The sequence below is a fragment of the uncultured Aliiroseovarius sp. genome, from assembly GCF_947492455.1.
Classification (GTDB): Bacteria; Pseudomonadota; Alphaproteobacteria; order Rhodobacterales; family Rhodobacteraceae; genus Aliiroseovarius.
In genome coordinates this window covers 381,964-396,694 of sequence record NZ_CANLNB010000002.1, presented here as the reverse complement: position 1 = coordinate 396,694, position 14,731 = coordinate 381,964, and the positions used below count along the sequence as shown (strand labels likewise).

The following is a 14,731-nucleotide window of genomic DNA, read 5'->3' as shown; positions in this document are numbered from 1 at the left end:
CACCGGAAACACCGGGTCGGCAGCTTTTCGCTGTGCGGGCGTCAGGTGGACAGCTGCGTGCCGAATAGGCGGCAGATCTTGGGCCGCTCGTCGGTGATCCCGGCCAGACGCAGCATGTGCCAGACAAGGGCGGTGTTGCTGGACAGAACAGGGATGCCCAGCTCGGCCTCGAGCCGTGGAATGACATTCAGGCAGCGCAGATTGGTGCAGGCAATCACAAGGGCATCGCAGGGGGTGTCGGCGGTCTTGGCGACCCGCAGCGCCGCGTCGTGAATGGCGCGCTCAGAGATCCGCGCAACCACGCGGTCATCGCCTTCCTCGAACGATCCGCCCGCGGTGATGGTGAAGCCCGCATGTTCGAGCTTCTCGCGCATCTTAAGCGACACGTCCGGGATGTAAGGTGTTATGAAGCCAAGGTTTTTCACTCCCAAGGATGTGCCTGCCGCGATCAACGCCGCCAGCGGGTCCGTCACCTTTGCCTCAGGGCGCACGCTTTGGATCGCCGCCGCGACCTTGTCGGATCCGATCACGGTCGAGGCCGAGGTGCAGCCATAGCCGATCACGTCGAACGAAAGCGAGGACGGAAACAATTTCGCCGAGGCCGGCATGTCATCCAGCATCCGCGCCAGAGTGTCTGCACGTATCTCGCTGACCATCGGGATGCGGCTGTGATAGCGGGCAACACCATCCAAATCCGCCATGCGGGCGAATTCGCTTTCCAGCGTTTCGTCGGTTTCCAGAACGATCATGCCCAGATTGGCGCGCGTTCCGATCCCTTCGTCCGTGTCAAACTCAAGCTTCAGCATGTGGCCCTCAGATCACCGGCAATTCGGGAGCGGCGCGGATGGTCAAAAGCTGCGCCCCATCTGCCCGCACGACGATGTTTTCCTCGTGCACCATGATGCGCCCATCGCCGTAGGAAAGCGAGGGCTCCAGCGTCAGCACCATGTTTTCCTCGATCACCGTGTCGTCAAACGCGGCATGCGATGGCCATTCGGTCAGTTGCATGCCCAGCCCGTGTCCCAGCCGCCCGACATCTCCGCCCTGATCGTCCAGTTCGGCGATCACGGACTGCATGGCGTTGAACAGCTCGCGGCAGGTGGTGCCGGGGCGGGCAGTGGCGATCCCGGCTTCGGTCGCGCGCCACAGCACATCATAGGCACGGCGCGAGGCATCGTCGGCCTGACCCACGGCCCAGTTCCGGTCGAAGTCACAGTAGTACCCATCCCACGTGGCACCAGTGTCCAGCATGAAGATGTCGCCGCGCTGAAGAGGCCGGGGCGAGGGCGGTGAGATCACGTCATGATAGCCCCCTTGATCGGCACCGCCGACCAAGTAGGGCACGTCGTCTGCCCCTTGAGACAGCGCCTCGCGGCGGAACTGGCGAAACAGGTCTTCGAACGCCATACCTTCCCGCGCGATCTGCGGGACCGCGTCGAAAGTGCGTGAGCCGATGGCGCAGATATGGGACAGCTTCTCGATCTCGGCCTCGGATTTGACCATGCGCAGGGTACGGATCAGGCCGGTTGCGTCCGCGATCTGAAGGCCGGGAAGGGCGGCCATCAGACGTTCATAGTCGCCCAAGGGCATACGCAGGCTGGTCTCATGGCCTTTCATCACGCCCAGATGGGCCCCGGTCGCGGCCAACGGAGACAGTAGCTCGGTCAGAAGGCTGATCCCATCATCTGCCGGAGCAGGGGCGCTCCAGGTGCGGATGTCGTCGATCCAAGTCTGGCGCATCAGCTCCGCGCCAATTTCCGGGATGATCGCGATGGGCTTTCCTTGGGCCGGGATGAACAGGAACCACGGCCGGGTCGGGCTTTGCCAGAACAGTGTGTGGAACCCGCTGAAATAGCGAACTTCAGGTTCAGTCAGCAACAGCATTCCGTCCAGACCCTGCTGTGCCATCAAGGCCTGCGCTTTTGCAGTGCGGGTGGCGAACTCGGCCTCGGGAAAGCCCCGCGCAGGGGCAAGTTGTGCCTTAGACATGGTCGGCTCCGGCCATGATAGCTTCGTAAATCGCGGGGTCGGTCACGCCTTCGGATCCGATCAGCAACACACGCGAATTAGCATCCAACCCCAATGCGTCGGACAGCGCCGGATCCTGACGGGCCGCGATCACGGCAGCCAATCCGGCTACGGCGCTTTCACCAGCCTCGACCACGTCGTCTCCGGTTTCTGCGTTGGCCAGAAGGCGCACGGTGGGGGCCACGATGCTGTCGGGAATGGTCAGGAAGTCCGAGGCCTCTTCCGACAGGATTTCCCACGCCATTTCAGAAGGTTCGCCGCAGGACAGCCCCGCCATGATGGTTTCTTCTTCGATCGCGAAGTTGGTCGCCTTGCCCGCCTTCGCGCTGTCAAACAGGCAGGCCGCGAGGTCTGGTTCCACGATCACGACGCGGGGGGCGTCATCCTTATAGAACTGCCGCAAGCCCGCCGCGACCGAGGCCGCAAGCCCGCCCACGCCGCCCTGTAGGAACACATGGGTGGGCGCCTCTTCAAGCGTTTCACAAACCTCGCGTGTCATCACGCCATAGCCGGCCATTACGTCGCGGGGCGGCTCGGTATATCCCTCCCACGAGGTGTCGGACACGACGAACCATCCGTTCTCCTCGGCTTCGGTTTTTGCCAGAACGACAGAGTCGTCATAGTCGCGGTCGATGCGGATCACGTCCGCACCCAAGTCGCGCATCGCCTCCGCACGGCCTTCGCTGACCTCGGCGTGGATGTAGATGCGGCAGGGCGCGCCGAACCGCTGACATCCCCACGCCAAGGACCGGCCATGGTTGCCATCGGTGGCAGAGACCAGCGTGATCTTGGCGCAGGCATCGCGGTGTTTGCCATTGCGGATGTCTTCTAGGCTCACATCACGGCCCAATTGCGCGCTCAGCTCGCGTTGAAGCACGCGCAGGGCGGCGTAGGATCCGCCAAGCGCCTTAAAGCTGCCCAGCCCGAACCGCGGACCTTCGTGTTTATAGTCGATCCGCGCAACGCCCAGCTCAGCGGCCAACCCGGACAGAGACACAAGCGGGGTCGGTGCGTAGCCGTCCCACGCCATGATCTCGTTACAGGCGTTTGCGAAGTCCTGTTCGGACAGAACGCTAAACGCGGCTTTCGACGGGGCGGGGGAGCCTGCTGTGTGGTGCAGGGTCGCCGTGCTGAAAATATCTTTCATGTTCAGTCCTTTCGAGGAGGCAGGCGGTCCTGCACAAGCTGGGTCCAGAACGCGGCCCCGATGGGCAAAAGCGCGTCGTTGAAGTCATAGTCCGAGGCGTGCAGGGGCTGGCCATGCGCGCCGTCGGTGCCGTTGCCCAGAAGCAGGAAACAGCCCGGGATGGCCGCTGCGAAATGGGCGAAATCTTCTGAGAAGCTCATCGGTTGACGGTCAGGTATCACGTCGCACCCAGTCGCCTTGGCCGCGCGGCAGACGGCTTCTGTCGGGCCGTCGGCATTAATGGTTTCAATGAACTCGGTCTTAAACTGCACCGTCGCCGTCACCCCATGCGCTGCCGCCACACCATCAGTGATCTGGCGCATGAAACGTTCCACGGCCAAACGATCCTCGGGCGCGCGGGCGCGGACGTCGCCTTTCAGAACCGCCTGACCCGGCAAGACGTTGCGCTGCCCATCCGTCACGAACTCCGTCACCGAGACCACCACGCCCGCTCCCGGCGCCAGCTTGCGGGCCACGATGGTTTGCAGGGCCGTGACCAGTTCGGCCCCGACGGTAATCGCATCCACGCCGACCTGCGGCATCGAGGCATGACCACCCTGACCCTGCACCGTGATCTCGAACAGGCTTTCACTGCTGCAGATCAGCCCGGGACGGGTCGAGACCTGACCCACAGGAGCGCCGGGCAGATTGTGGATGGCATAGACCTCGTCCACTGGGAATCTAGTCAGCACACCCTCGTCAATCATCGCCTGTGCGCCCAGCCCGTGTTCTTCGTTCGGCTGGAACAGGAAGACAATGGTGCCGTCGAACACCGCATCCTTCGCCAGCTGTTCAGCCGCACCCAGCAGCATGGTCATGTGCCCGTCATGGCCACAGGCATGCATCACGCCGGGCGTCTCGGATGGGTAGTCATGGGTGGTGTTTTCCAAAATCGGAAGCGCATCCATGTCGGCGCGTAGCCCGATCGCGCGGTTGCCCGTGCCCTTGCGCAAGACACCCACGACACCCACGCCTTCATGCACCTCAACCCCGAGGCTGCGCAGATGCTCTGCCACCCGCGCTTTGGTGCGCTCTTCCTGAAAGCCCAATTCCGGCTGGCGGTGAAATTGTCGCCGCATCTCGGTCAAGTGATTCACGCCACCCTCCTGATCTTCTTACGAGTATCCTAGTGCGTCAGGTGGGACTGTGAACGTCTAAGTTTTGCAAATGCGTTCCGAAATAGATTGCTAATTGTGCAGATTGCGATGATTTTCGGAACATGGATGACAAAGACCTACATATTCTCCGGCTGGTGCAAGAGAACGCGCGCCTGACTGCCGAAACCCTTGGTGAGCGTGTCGGCCTGTCCCCGGCTGCCGTTCAGAAGCGATTGAAAAAGCTAAGAGAAACCGGTGTGATCGAGCGCGAGATCGCCGTGTTGTCGCCAAAGAAACTGGACCGAGATCTGACCGTGATCGTCGAGGTCATACTCGAGCGCGAGAATCGCCAGCAACTTGAGGAATTCAAGAAAAGGATGCGCAGCGCACCGTCGGTGCAGCAGTGCTATTACACCACTGGCGAGGCGGATTTCCTGTTGATCCTGTCCGTGCGCGATATCAAGGAATACGAGGTTTTCACGCAAGAGCACTTCTTTGACACGTCCAACATCAGCCGATTCAAAACGTCGATCGTAATGGACCGGGTGAAGAGCTCATTGGATGTGCTTTAAAGGATCCGGTCACATAATTATGGCGAAATCGGGGTCCGGTTAGCTTTCCGGCCCAAGCTCGTATTTTTTACATCCCTTGAAGCCAAAAAAGCCCTTAAGGTTTTGACCTTAAGGGCTTTTTATGGCTCCGGCGGTAGGGATCGAACCTACGACCAATTGATTAACAGTCAACTGCTCTACCGCTGAGCTACGCCGGAACATGGGGGGCTTATAGCCAGCGCGATTCAGGGCCGCAAGAGGCGAAATTAATTTTTTTCACCCCTCATTCGAAAAACTGCGTTGGCCTCTAATTGGGGCGTGGCGGCGACGATTTCCCGGGTGGCCAGATCGATCAAGTGGGCAAAGACATTCCGCTCGGCAGCGGGGATCAGAGCGTCGGGGGTTTCGGTATAGATTTCGCGGGTCAGCGCGGGGACGGTTGCGTCTTCCAGACGGGATAGGGTGGTCATGATCTCTGACTCGCGGGTCAGGCGGTGGTTGATTAGCCAGCTTAGACGCTCGGCGGGAGCGTCGATTCTGTCGCCATGGGCCGGGTAGTAGACGCGGTCCTGACGCGCTTCGAGCTTGCGACAGGACGCCATGAAGGCGGTCAGGTCACCATCGGGGGGTGAGACCAGAGAGCTGGCCCATGCCATGATGTGATCCCCCGTAAAAACAATGCCTTGGGTCGCAAAGCTGATGTGGTTGGCGAAATGGCCAGGGGTCCAGATCGTTTCGATCTCCAGTCCGCCGGCCGTGAAAATCTCGCCATCAGACAGGGTGATGTCACAGGTGAAGCTGGCATCCACACCTTCGCCGCCGGACGTCAGGCCGCGTGCCACCAGATCATGCATGACCGCGCTACGGCCAGCCATGGCATCGCCAAAGGCCAGAATCGGCGCGCCCGTCGCGTCAGACAATGGACGGGCCAGCGGCGAGTGATCCAGATGCGCGTGGGTCACAAGGATTTGGGTGATCCGTTCACCGGGTTGCAACCCGTTAAGAATGGCCTGCAAATGTGTAGGGTCGGCGGGTCCGGGATCGATCACCGCAACGTTGCCTTCGCCCAGAACAAAGGTGTTTGTTCCCCAATAGGTCATAGGTGACGGGTTGGGGGCAATGATCCGGCGGATGCCGGGTTCCATCTGCTGCATGATACCTGCGGCGGGGCGATCTTTCGTCTCGGATACCATCAGCTGTCCTTTCACTGTGTTTCCACCTTCCTGACGCCGCACCCTGCGCTTGGCAAGCGCGTCGCCGCGTCATAGGGTCGGGCCATGTCGCAGACGAACCGCCCTCATGGCGCCAATTGGCGTGACTTCGCTTGGCTGAAGCAGTTCATGCCGCGCGGGCTGTACGGGCGGGCGGCTTTGATTCTGATCGTACCGATCGTGGCGCTGCAATTGGTGGTATCGGTCGTGTTCATTCAGCGGCATTTCAACCGGATTACGGTTCAGATGACGGATGCGGTGGTCGCCGAGGTGTCGTTGATTGTCAGTCAGGTCAATGCGTCAAAGACGGTGGATCAAGCGCTTGAGGCGGCGCGGCGCATTGCCACGCCTCTGGATACACGAGTCGCACTGCCCAGCGATCCCGTCACCACGCAACGGCAGCTTTCTGATTTCACAGGGACGCGAGTCGTCAGCACGTTAGAGCAGGGGCTTTCTGATCTGATCGGGGTTGATCTGGAAACCAATCGGTCGTTAGTGACCATGGCCATTGCTACAGATCATGGCGTCCTGCGCGTTGTGCTGGATCGTGACCGCGTCTCGGCCACGAACCCCCATCAATTGTTGGTCCTGATGGTGGTCACGGGGTCCCTGATGACCCTGATTGCCTACCTGTTTTTACGCAATCAACTGCGGCCGATCCGCCGTTTGGCCCGCGCGGCCGAGGCGTTCGGGAAAGGGCAGGTGTTGCCGTATCGATTGGCGGGTGCGACCGAGGTGCGGGCGGCCGGCAAGGCCTTTCTGGACATGCGCTCGCGCATTGATCGCCAGATCGAGCAACGCACCTTGATGCTGTCGGGCGTCAGCCACGATTTACGGACGCCTTTGACGCGGTTGCGGCTGGGGCTGTCGATGCTCGAGGATGAAGCGCGCGAGGATCTTCAGCGCGACGTGGATGATATGGAGCGTCTGGTCGACGGGTTTTTGGGATTCGCACAAGCGGATGCTCTGGAAGACGCGCCCGAGCAAGTTAATCTAATCGAATTCGTGCATCACTTGGCCGAGAACGCGCAGCGGGCGGGGATGAATGTCTCTCTGGGCGAGGTTTCCGACCCTGGCGAACGTCCCTTAAGGCGCGCGTCATTGGAGCGGGCGTTGGACAATTTGCTGGGCAATGCGACACGCTATGGCTCGCGCGCGCGCCTGTCTTTGCTGCAAGGGCGGGGCGATTTGCGGTTCGTGATCGAAGACGACGGGCCGGGCATTGCCGTTGGAGACCGCGAAGAGGCGTTGAAACCCTTCGCGCGTCTGGACAAATCCCGCAATCAGAACAAGGGCTCCGGTGTCGGCCTGGGGCTGTCCATCGCCAGCGATATTGCACGCGGCCACGGGGGGCATTTGCGGCTGGGGGACAGCGCGGATCTGGGTGGTTTGAAGGTCGAACTGGTGCTGCCGCTGTAAGGTGGTCGCAAACAAGCTCGACACGGCGCGATTTGACCTGTCTTCTGGTCCAAATCGAAAGGAACGCCCATGACCGTCACTGCCTCTATGCCCGATATTGCCCCTAATATTTCTTACTGGAATGAACGTGTTGATTTGGCCGCGGCTTTTCGCTGGACCGCGCGGCTGAACATGCACGAGGGCGTCGCGAACCATTTCAGCCTTGCGGTGAATGACAGCGGCACGAGGTTCCTGATGAACCCCAACCAGATGCATTTCGCGCGAATCCGGGCCTCGGATCTGTTGGAGATCGACGCAGACGATCCCAGCACGATGGACCGCCCGGACGCGCCAGACCCGACCGCCTGGGGGCTGCACGGGGGGGTCCATCGCAACTGTCCCCACGCGCGTTGCGTGATGCATGTGCACTCGATCCACGCGACGGTTCTAGCGTCCTTGGCGGACAGCAATCTGCCGCCCATCGACCAGAACTGCGCGACGTTCTACAACCGATATGTGATCGACGACGGCTATGGCGGGCTGGCCTTCGAGGACGAGGGCGAACGCTGTGCGGGGCTTCTGACCGACCCCAAGGTGAAGGTCATGATCATGGGCAATCACGGCGTTCTGGTGATCGGGGACAGCGTCGCCGATACGTTCAACCGGCTTTACTATTTCGAACGCGCGGCAGAGACCTATATCCGCGCCCTGCAAACCGGCCAGCCCTTGCGCGTGCTGTCAGACGAGATCGCCGAGAAGACCGCGAAAGAGCTGGAAGAGTACCCAGAGCAGGGGGATCGGCATATGGCGGAGCTGAAAGCCATTCTGGACGAAGAAGGCAGCAACTACGCCACATAGGCACCGTAGGGAAAATGGCCTTCGTGATGCGCAGGATGCGGCATCACGAAGGACCTTCTCAGGCAACCTTTACGACCACTTTGCCGAAGCTGTTGCCAAGCAAGACATCGTTCAGCGCTTGGGGCGCGTTCTCGATGCCGTCGACAACCTGTTCTTTATATTGGACTTTTCCTTCCGCCAGCCAGCCGGTCATGTCCTTCACGAACTCCTGATACGTGCTGATCGGGAAGCTGTCGAAAATGATGAAACCCTGCACTTTGACCTTCATCCGCAGGATCGTGCTCATGATCATGGGGCCGAAATCCGGCCCGTCCGGCAGACTTGACAGGTTGTACCACGCCACCACGCCGCAAACCGGCATACGTGCGAACGGGTTGAGCAAGGGCAGGACGCCATAAAGGACTTTTCCGCCCACATTGTCGAAATAGACATCAATGCCATCGGGGCAGGCGGCCTTAAGCTGTTCGGCAAAATCGTCGGCTTTGTGGTCAATGCAGACATCAAACCCAAGGTTCTCGACAACGTGCGCGCATTTCTCGGCGCCTCCGGCGATGCCGACGGTTCGGCACCCTTTGATCTTGGCGATCTGACCTACGGTGGCCCCAACCGGGCCCGAGGCTGCCGCGACCACGACGGTTTCGCCGGGCTTGGGCTCCCCGATCTTCAGAAGCCCGGCATAGGCGGTGTATCCCGGCATGCCCAGAATGCCCAATGCCCACGACGGATTGCTGGGGGTTGCGCCTAAATTGACGACCTCGGTTCCGTCCGAGATTGCGTAATCCTGCCAGCCACTGCCAGCCAGCACGCGGTCCCCCACGGCGAATCCGTCAAGATTCGAGGCCATGACCTCTGCCACCACCTGACCGGTCATCACCCCACCGATTTTCACCGGCTCGGCATAGGATTTCGCATCATTCATGCGTCCACGCATATAGGGGTCGATCGACAGGAACTCGGTCCGCAGCAGCATTTCGCCGTCTTTCGGGGTTGGAATGTCGACGCTTTCAAGGCGCAGAGTGTTTTCGTCGGGAAGCCCCACGGGGCGTTCTGCAAGGACGATGCGGCGGTTTTCGGTCGAGGTTTGTGGCACGGGTTGCTCCTGTCTATGTGACAGGGATGCTAGCTGTGAACGCACGCCCTTGCGAGCGGATAATCCGCTTTTTCTGTGCAGTTCCAGTAGGGGAAAGATGGTAGGCCCGGAGGGATTTGAACCCCCAACCAAAGCGTTATGAGCGCTCTGCTCTAACCGTTGAGCTACAGGCCCACTGCTACTCTTGGTGGCGCTATTGCTAGCAAACTGGGCCGCAGGGTCAAGCAAGCCGTAGACTCTTTCTGCCCCTTACGCTATCGCAGGCGCAGAAATTTTGCCGCGCGACCACAGCCACCATGGGGGACAGACATGAGCGACGCATCCAAGGGCATCACATACGCAGACGCAGGCGTGGATATCGACGCGGGCAACGCGCTGGTTGAGCGCATCAAACCAGCCGCAAAACGCACCAATCGTCCGGGCGTGATGGCCGGTCTTGGCGGCTTCGGCGCGCTGTTTGATCTGAAGGGCGCGGGTTTCAAGGATCCGGTTCTGGTCTCGGCCACCGATGGCGTAGGCACCAAGCTTCGCATCGCGATCGACACCGGCAATGTGGACACGATCGGCATTGATCTGGTGGCCATGTGCGTGAACGACCTTGTGTGTCAGGGCGCAGAACCTCTGTTCTTCCTCGACTACTTCGCGACGGGCCGTCTTGAGACCGACAAAGCCGCACGGATCATCGAAGGCATTGCCAAGGGCTGTGAACTGTCGGCCTGCGCGCTGATCGGTGGCGAAACCGCAGAAATGCCGGGCATGTATGAAGATGGCGATTTTGACCTCGCCGGTTTCTCGGTCGGCGCGATGGAGCGCGGCACCGACTTGCCCAAAGGTGTCAAAGAAGGCGACGTGCTGCTGGGGTTGGCTTCGGACGGCGTGCATTCGAACGGTTATTCTCTGGTGCGCAAACTGGTCGAGGTCTCGGGCCTGGGCTGGGACGCAGACTGCCCGTGGGATGCTGACATCACGCTGGGCGAGGCTCTGCTGGCCCCGACACGTCTGTACGTGCGTCAGGCACTGGAAGCCGTGCGGGCAGGGGGCGTGCATGCGCTGGCCCATATCACCGGCGGCGGCTTGACTGAAAACCTGCCGCGCGTTCTGCCCGAAGGTTTGGGCGCTCTGGTCGATCTCGACGAATGGGATCTGCCGCCCGTCTTCAAATGGCTGGCTGCAACCGGTGGCATGGATCAGGCTGAAATGCTGAAGACCTTCAATTCGGGTCAAGGCATGGTGCTGGTGGTTGACGCGCAGGCCGCACAACCGCTGACCGATCTGCTGACCAACGCAGGCGAGACCGTGACCCAGCTGGGCCGCATTCAGAAGGGCGAAGGCGTCAGCTATCTGGGATCGCTTCTGTGAGCGACACCGCCAAGAAACGGGTCGCCATCCTGATTTCAGGCGGCGGCTCGAACATGGTGACTCTGGCTGAGTCGATGACCGGGGATCACCCGGGGCGTCCCTGCCTTGTGCTGTCGAACGTTCCCGATGCGGGTGGTCTGTCCAAGGCAAAGGCGATGGGCATCCCCACCGCTGTCGTCGATCACCGTGACTTCAAAGGTGACCGTGAGGGCTTTGAAGCGGCTTTGAACGCTGTTCTCGACGAGGCAAATCCCGACATCATCTGTCTGGCCGGTTTCATGCGCATCCTGACTGAAGGCTTCACCGGCCATTGGGCCGGACGCTGCCTGAACATCCACCCATCGCTTCTGCCGAAGTACAAGGGCCTTCACACGCATCAGCGCGCGCTGGATGCGGGGGATGCCGAAGCGGGCTGCTCGGTCCACGAGGTCACCGCCGAACTGGATGGTGGCCCGATCCTTGGACAGGCCCGCGTGCCGGTCGCGCCGGGCGACACGGCAGACACGCTGGCCGCGCGGGTTTTGGTGCAGGAACACAAACTGTACCCTGCCGTGCTGCGCCGGTTTGCAGACGGGGACAAAACCCCGATCCTGCTGCCTTAAAGCCGCAGTCGTCATGCATCATGGCGCGAGGCTTCCCTTTCAAGGCGTTTCCCCTTAAACCCGGGCGAAACCCGTATCTGGTACGGTAAAGAGCAGGTAGAATTATATGATCACGATCACGACCACCGAGGCCCTGGAAGAATTTTGCATCCGCGCGACCTCGCACCCTTATGTGACCGTTGATACCGAGTTCCTGCGCGAACGCACCTACTACTCGAAACTCTGCCTGATCCAGTTGGCTGTGCCGGGCAATGATGAACAGGACGCGGTGCTGGTTGATCCGCTGGTGGATGGCCTGTCGCTCGAGCCGCTCTATGAACTCTTCCGAGACGAACGTGTCGTCAAAGTGTTCCATGCCGCCCGTCAGGACTTGGAGATCTTCTTTGTCGAGGCTGGCGTCTTCCCGCGCCCGCTGTTTGACACGCAGGTCGCTGCGATGGTCTGCGGCTTTGGCGATCAGGTCGGCTATGAGACGCTGGTGCGCAAGATCGCACGGGCCCAGCTGGACAAATCCAGCCGCTTCACCGACTGGTCGCGCCGCCCGCTGACCGACGCCCAGAAGAAATACGCGCTGGGGGATGTGACCCACCTGCGCGGTATCTACGAATATCTGTCGGACGAGCTGGATAAATCGGGCCGCGCCCATTGGGTGCAAGAAGAACTGACCAGCCTGACGTCGCCCGAAACCTATATCATTCACCCGGAAGACGCGTGGAAGCGATTGAAAACACGCACGAATTCGGGTCGTTTCCTGGGCGTCGCGAAAGAGCTTGCACGCTTCCGCGAAGCCTATGCCCAGTCGCGCAACATTCCCCGCAATCGGGTGATGAAGGACGATGCGTTGCTGGAACTGGCGTCCACCAAGCCGCGCAACATCCAGGAACTTGGCCGCTCGCGCCTGCTTCTGCGCGAGGCCCGCAAGGGCGAGGTCGCAGAAGAAATCCTGCGAGCGATCGCCGTAGGGATGGAGATGCCGCAAGATCAACTGCCGAAAGCCCCGGATCGCTCGAAGGAAAAGCTGCAAGTCAACCCGGCCTTGGCCGACCTGCTGCGCGTGCTGCTGAAAGCGCGCTGCGAGCAAGAGAAAGTCGCACAGAAACTGATCGCCTCAGCTGCGGATCTGGACGCTCTGGCCGCTGGAAAACGCGATGTGGCCGCGTTGACAGGTTGGCGTGCCGAAGTCTTCGGAAATGACGCACAGCGCCTGTGCGAAGGCAAACTGGCGCTGGCCGCTAAGGGCCAACGCGTCGAGGTTTTCGAGGTCTGATAAGGGCTTAGCGGCGCGCAGATCGGCTGGTGTTCGCACCAACAACGCGGATCGTTCGTACGCCCTGAAGTTTGATGTCCGACACGAAGTGGCCGACATAGACTTCGCGTTGTTGTGGGCGACCGGTCTGGGTGCGATAGCGCGGCTCAGAGATCCGGAACGAATAGGTCAGAACGCCGTTTTCAGCCCGTTCGAAATTTTCGGGCACCAGCTCGGCATCCCAATAGCCAAGGCGCGGCGGCAAACCTTTCGCGCGAATGATGGCGCCGCCTTGGGTGCGCAGAACCTCAAGCTCGATCACTTCAGCGACCAGTTCACGACCGTCGCGATCTTCCAAAAAGCCGCCTTCGGGGATCAGCGCGACTTCCTCGACGCCGTTCGAGCTGAACCAGGTGAAGGGATTAAGGCTTGCACTTCCGCCGCAGGCCGTCAGTGCCAGCAAAGATGCGGTCAACAGGGCAGGGGCAGCAAATCGGCGGAAAATCATGTCGGCTCCTTTATCTATGCCCAAAGGGTTAGCCCATGTCAGCGCCTTTGAAAAGACAGCAATCCGCGCCAAGGCTGGACCTTTGGCCGCGCAAGGCTTAAAGCGTTTCTAGTTTTTGTTGGATCCCAATAAGAACTGGAAACGCCCGCAAGCCGAACATGTCACGTTGTGTTTCGAAATCATGTTGAATCAACATAATGTCGAAACCCTTTAGGTGATGGCAAAAGCACGAAAGGATCCCCCATGGCCAGCCCAGCATTTGAAGAGATTGTCGAGGATTTCGCCTTCTTGGATGACTGGGAAGATCGCTATGCGACGGTCATCGATATGGGTAAATCGCTGCCCGATATGGATCCGGCCCTGAAAGTGCCCGCCACCAAGGTCGAAGGCTGCGCCAGCCAGGTTTGGCTGCACCCGGAAATCACTGATGGAAGGTTCACTTTCTCGGGCGATAGCGACGCGATGATCGTGAAGGGCCTGATCGCTGTCCTGTCCGCGCTCTATACCGATCAGCCCGTGTCCGAGGTCGCCAAGATCGACGCCGCTGCTGAACTGGCCCGCCTTGGCCTGAACGAAGCCCTGTCCGCGCAACGCTCGAACGGGCTGCGTGCAATGGTTGAACGGATTCGCCAATACGCATCAGAAGCGGCCTAACTCCGCATTTTCTTGTCAAAAATACCTCGGGGTGAATGCGCGTAGCGCAGGGGGGCAGAGCCCCCACAGGCTCACGCAGTGAGCCCGCTCAGTGCGGTTGCCAGATCCCCATACCCGGTGAAGCGGCGTTCATACGCCAGCCCAAGCCGCTCGGCTGCGGTCTCGGCCATTTTGTCCAGCTCGGGATTGTCGGTCTGGGCCAGATACCTCAGTTTGGTGTAATGGCCGAAATACATGTCGCGCAGTTGGGGATGACGGTCCAAACCCAGCGGCTTGATGACGAAGCTTTCGAAGCCGCGCGCTAGGAAATCGGTCAGATAGAACACGTCAATCTCGCCTTCAGCGCGGGCGGAGAACGCGTCGTTGCCCTCGAAAAAGGAATAGCAATGCGGGCCGCGGATCATTTGGATGTCCAGCTCGTCACACAATGCGTCTAGTTGCCCGCCTGTACCGCAATCCGCATAAGCGAGGAACACATGGTCATAGGCGTCGCGATGCTTGCCCACGGCGTCCCGCACCGCATCCGGGATTTTCTCGGGCGAGTTGTGTAGGATCGCCGGCAGACATGTCAGGCTCATGTGATCCCAGCCGTTCAAGCGGATCAGCGCCAAGATTTCGTTTGCCAGAGCGCCGCAGGCCAAGATCAGAACCGATCCCGAGCCTTGGGTTACATCAAGCCCGTCATGGGTAAGCGCGTCGTCATTCAGCATCAGTCGTCCCGTCCCGCGCTCAAGGCCCGCCATGCGATCGAGGCCAGCATCACGAGTGGTAGCAATGCCATTGCAACCTGACCATTTAACTGCCCAGCAGCCGCTGCCCACCCGGCAACCAGAACCGTCAAGCCGCCAGCGGTGATCACCATCGAGATCAGAAAGATGAAACGCGTTTTGCTCATAGGGTCAATCTGGGGGTGGGCGGGTAAAAAGAAAAGGCCCCGCCAGAT

The 14,731-nt window shown here is 60.4% G+C and carries 16 protein-coding genes and 2 tRNA genes; 7 read left to right on the top strand and 11 right to left on the bottom strand.

The features are described from left to right. Positions 1–41 precede the first annotated feature (41 nt). The 4 genes from Q0677_RS05370 to Q0677_RS05355 are packed head-to-tail and all read right to left on the bottom strand — an operon-like array spanning position 42 to position 4,293. Positions 42–806 carry an Asp/Glu racemase gene (locus Q0677_RS05370; RefSeq protein WP_298906767.1) on the bottom strand — a complete coding sequence of 255 codons (765 nt, stop codon included), beginning with the start codon at positions 804–806 and terminating at the stop codon, positions 42–44. 7 nt (positions 807–813) lie between these two features. After that, positions 814–1,989, bottom strand: a complete 1,176-nt coding sequence (locus Q0677_RS05365) for a Xaa-Pro peptidase family protein (RefSeq protein WP_298906765.1) — start codon at positions 1,987–1,989, stop codon at positions 814–816. Next, positions 1,982–3,175, bottom strand: coding sequence for a diaminopropionate ammonia-lyase (locus tag Q0677_RS05360; RefSeq protein ID WP_298906763.1), 1,194 nt, complete (start codon positions 3,173–3,175; stop codon positions 1,982–1,984). The genes Q0677_RS05365 and Q0677_RS05360 overlap by 8 nt, the downstream gene beginning before the upstream one ends. Before the next feature lie 2 nt (positions 3,176–3,177). Beyond that, complete coding sequence (locus Q0677_RS05355; protein ID WP_298907504.1) at positions 3,178–4,293, bottom strand: amidohydrolase; 1,116 nt, start codon at positions 4,291–4,293, stop codon at positions 3,178–3,180. Between the two features lie 140 nt (positions 4,294–4,433). On the opposite strand from Q0677_RS05355, the gene Q0677_RS05350 reads away from it, so the two are divergent. After that, positions 4,434–4,883 carry an Lrp/AsnC family transcriptional regulator gene (locus tag Q0677_RS05350; RefSeq protein WP_298906760.1) on the top strand — a complete coding sequence of 150 codons (450 nt, stop codon included), beginning with the start codon at positions 4,434–4,436 and terminating at the stop codon, positions 4,881–4,883. 122 nt (positions 4,884–5,005) lie between these two features. Here the strand turns inward: Q0677_RS05350 and Q0677_RS05345 are convergent. Beyond that, a tRNA-Asn gene (locus tag Q0677_RS05345) sits at positions 5,006–5,080 on the bottom strand. Between the two features lie 48 nt (positions 5,081–5,128). Beyond that, complete coding sequence (locus tag Q0677_RS05340) at positions 5,129–6,055, bottom strand: MBL fold metallo-hydrolase (protein ID WP_298906757.1); 927 nt, start codon at positions 6,053–6,055, stop codon at positions 5,129–5,131. Between the two features lie 84 nt (positions 6,056–6,139). Here Q0677_RS05340 and Q0677_RS05335 point away from each other — a divergent pair, with 84 nt between their 5' ends. Next, positions 6,140–7,492: an ATP-binding protein gene (locus tag Q0677_RS05335; protein ID WP_298906755.1), complete on the top strand. Its 1,353-nt coding sequence runs from the start codon at positions 6,140–6,142 to the stop codon at positions 7,490–7,492. A gap of 69 nt (positions 7,493–7,561) precedes the next feature. Then, positions 7,562–8,329 (top strand): class II aldolase and adducin N-terminal domain-containing protein, encoded by a 768-nt coding sequence (locus tag Q0677_RS05330; protein WP_298906753.1) that lies wholly within the window; start codon positions 7,562–7,564, stop codon positions 8,327–8,329. Positions 8,330–8,387: 58 nt separating this feature from the next. Here Q0677_RS05330 and Q0677_RS05325 read toward each other — a convergent pair whose 3' ends face one another. Together Q0677_RS05325 and Q0677_RS05320 are read right to left on the bottom strand one after the other, a co-directional pair. Next, complete coding sequence (locus Q0677_RS05325) at positions 8,388–9,419, bottom strand: NADP-dependent oxidoreductase (protein WP_298906752.1); 1,032 nt, start codon at positions 9,417–9,419, stop codon at positions 8,388–8,390. Between the two features lie 98 nt (positions 9,420–9,517). Continuing rightward, positions 9,518–9,593: transfer RNA gene (locus tag Q0677_RS05320), tRNA-Ile, on the bottom strand. A 135-nt stretch (positions 9,594–9,728) separates the two neighbouring features. On the opposite strand from Q0677_RS05320, the gene purM reads away from it, so the two are divergent. The 3 genes from purM (at position 9,729) to rnd (ending at position 12,647) form a co-directional block, all read left to right on the top strand. Beyond that, positions 9,729–10,778, top strand: a complete 1,050-nt coding sequence (gene purM, locus Q0677_RS05315; protein ID WP_298906746.1) for a phosphoribosylformylglycinamidine cyclo-ligase — start codon at positions 9,729–9,731, stop codon at positions 10,776–10,778. Then, complete coding sequence (gene purN, locus Q0677_RS05310) at positions 10,775–11,380, top strand: phosphoribosylglycinamide formyltransferase (protein ID WP_298906744.1); 606 nt, start codon at positions 10,775–10,777, stop codon at positions 11,378–11,380. Before purM ends, purN begins: the two co-directional genes overlap by 4 nt. Before the next feature lie 106 nt (positions 11,381–11,486). Further along, positions 11,487–12,647: a ribonuclease D gene (gene rnd / locus Q0677_RS05305; protein WP_298906742.1), complete on the top strand. Its 1,161-nt coding sequence runs from the start codon at positions 11,487–11,489 to the stop codon at positions 12,645–12,647. Between the two features lie 7 nt (positions 12,648–12,654). Here the strand turns inward: rnd and Q0677_RS05300 are convergent, their stop codons facing one another. Next, positions 12,655–13,134, bottom strand: a complete 480-nt coding sequence (locus tag Q0677_RS05300) for a hypothetical protein (RefSeq protein WP_298906740.1) — start codon at positions 13,132–13,134, stop codon at positions 12,655–12,657. Between the two features lie 243 nt (positions 13,135–13,377). Here Q0677_RS05300 and Q0677_RS05295 point away from each other — a divergent pair, with 243 nt between their 5' ends. Then, complete coding sequence (locus Q0677_RS05295; protein WP_298906738.1) at positions 13,378–13,788, top strand: SufE family protein; 411 nt, start codon at positions 13,378–13,380, stop codon at positions 13,786–13,788. Between the two features lie 71 nt (positions 13,789–13,859). On the opposite strand, the gene Q0677_RS05290 is transcribed toward Q0677_RS05295, so the two are convergent. Further along, positions 13,860–14,531 carry a DUF1638 domain-containing protein gene (locus tag Q0677_RS05290; protein WP_298906736.1) on the bottom strand — a complete coding sequence of 224 codons (672 nt, stop codon included), beginning with the start codon at positions 14,529–14,531 and terminating at the stop codon, positions 13,860–13,862. Next, entirely contained in the window at positions 14,498–14,683 is a 186-nt protein-coding gene (locus Q0677_RS05285) for a hypothetical protein (RefSeq protein WP_298906734.1), read from the bottom strand. Before Q0677_RS05285 ends, Q0677_RS05290 begins: the two co-directional genes overlap by 34 nt. Positions 14,684–14,731: the final 48 nt, after the last annotated feature.

Excerpts from the sequence above, each read along its gene's own strand:
- Q0677_RS05370 (WP_298906767.1), bottom strand. The coding sequence starts at position 806 with ATGCTGAAGCTTGAGTTTGACACGGACGAAGGGATCGGAACGCGCGCC.
- Q0677_RS05365 (WP_298906765.1), bottom strand. The coding sequence starts at position 1,989 with ATGTCTAAGGCACAACTTGCCCCTGCGCGGGGCTTTCCCGAGGCCGAG.
- Q0677_RS05360 (WP_298906763.1), bottom strand. The coding sequence starts at position 3,175 with ATGAAAGATATTTTCAGCACGGCGACCCTGCACCACACAGCAGGCTCC.
- Q0677_RS05355 (WP_298907504.1), bottom strand. The coding sequence starts at position 4,293 with ATGCGGCGACAATTTCACCGCCAGCCGGAATTGGGCTTTCAGGAAGAG.
- Q0677_RS05350 (WP_298906760.1), top strand. The coding sequence starts at position 4,434 with ATGGATGACAAAGACCTACATATTCTCCGGCTGGTGCAAGAGAACGCG.
- Q0677_RS05340 (WP_298906757.1), bottom strand. The coding sequence starts at position 6,055 with ATGGTATCCGAGACGAAAGATCGCCCCGCCGCAGGTATCATGCAGCAG.
- Q0677_RS05335 (WP_298906755.1), top strand. The coding sequence starts at position 6,140 with ATGTCGCAGACGAACCGCCCTCATGGCGCCAATTGGCGTGACTTCGCT.
- Q0677_RS05330 (WP_298906753.1), top strand. The coding sequence starts at position 7,562 with ATGACCGTCACTGCCTCTATGCCCGATATTGCCCCTAATATTTCTTAC.
- purM (WP_298906746.1), top strand. The coding sequence starts at position 9,729 with ATGAGCGACGCATCCAAGGGCATCACATACGCAGACGCAGGCGTGGAT.
- rnd (WP_298906742.1), top strand. The coding sequence starts at position 11,487 with ATGATCACGATCACGACCACCGAGGCCCTGGAAGAATTTTGCATCCGC.
- Q0677_RS05300 (WP_298906740.1), bottom strand. The coding sequence starts at position 13,134 with ATGATTTTCCGCCGATTTGCTGCCCCTGCCCTGTTGACCGCATCTTTG.
- Q0677_RS05295 (WP_298906738.1), top strand. The coding sequence starts at position 13,378 with ATGGCCAGCCCAGCATTTGAAGAGATTGTCGAGGATTTCGCCTTCTTG.
- Q0677_RS05290 (WP_298906736.1), bottom strand. The coding sequence starts at position 14,531 with ATGGCGGGCCTTGAGCGCGGGACGGGACGACTGATGCTGAATGACGAC.
- Q0677_RS05285 (WP_298906734.1), bottom strand. The coding sequence starts at position 14,683 with ATGAGCAAAACGCGTTTCATCTTTCTGATCTCGATGGTGATCACCGCT.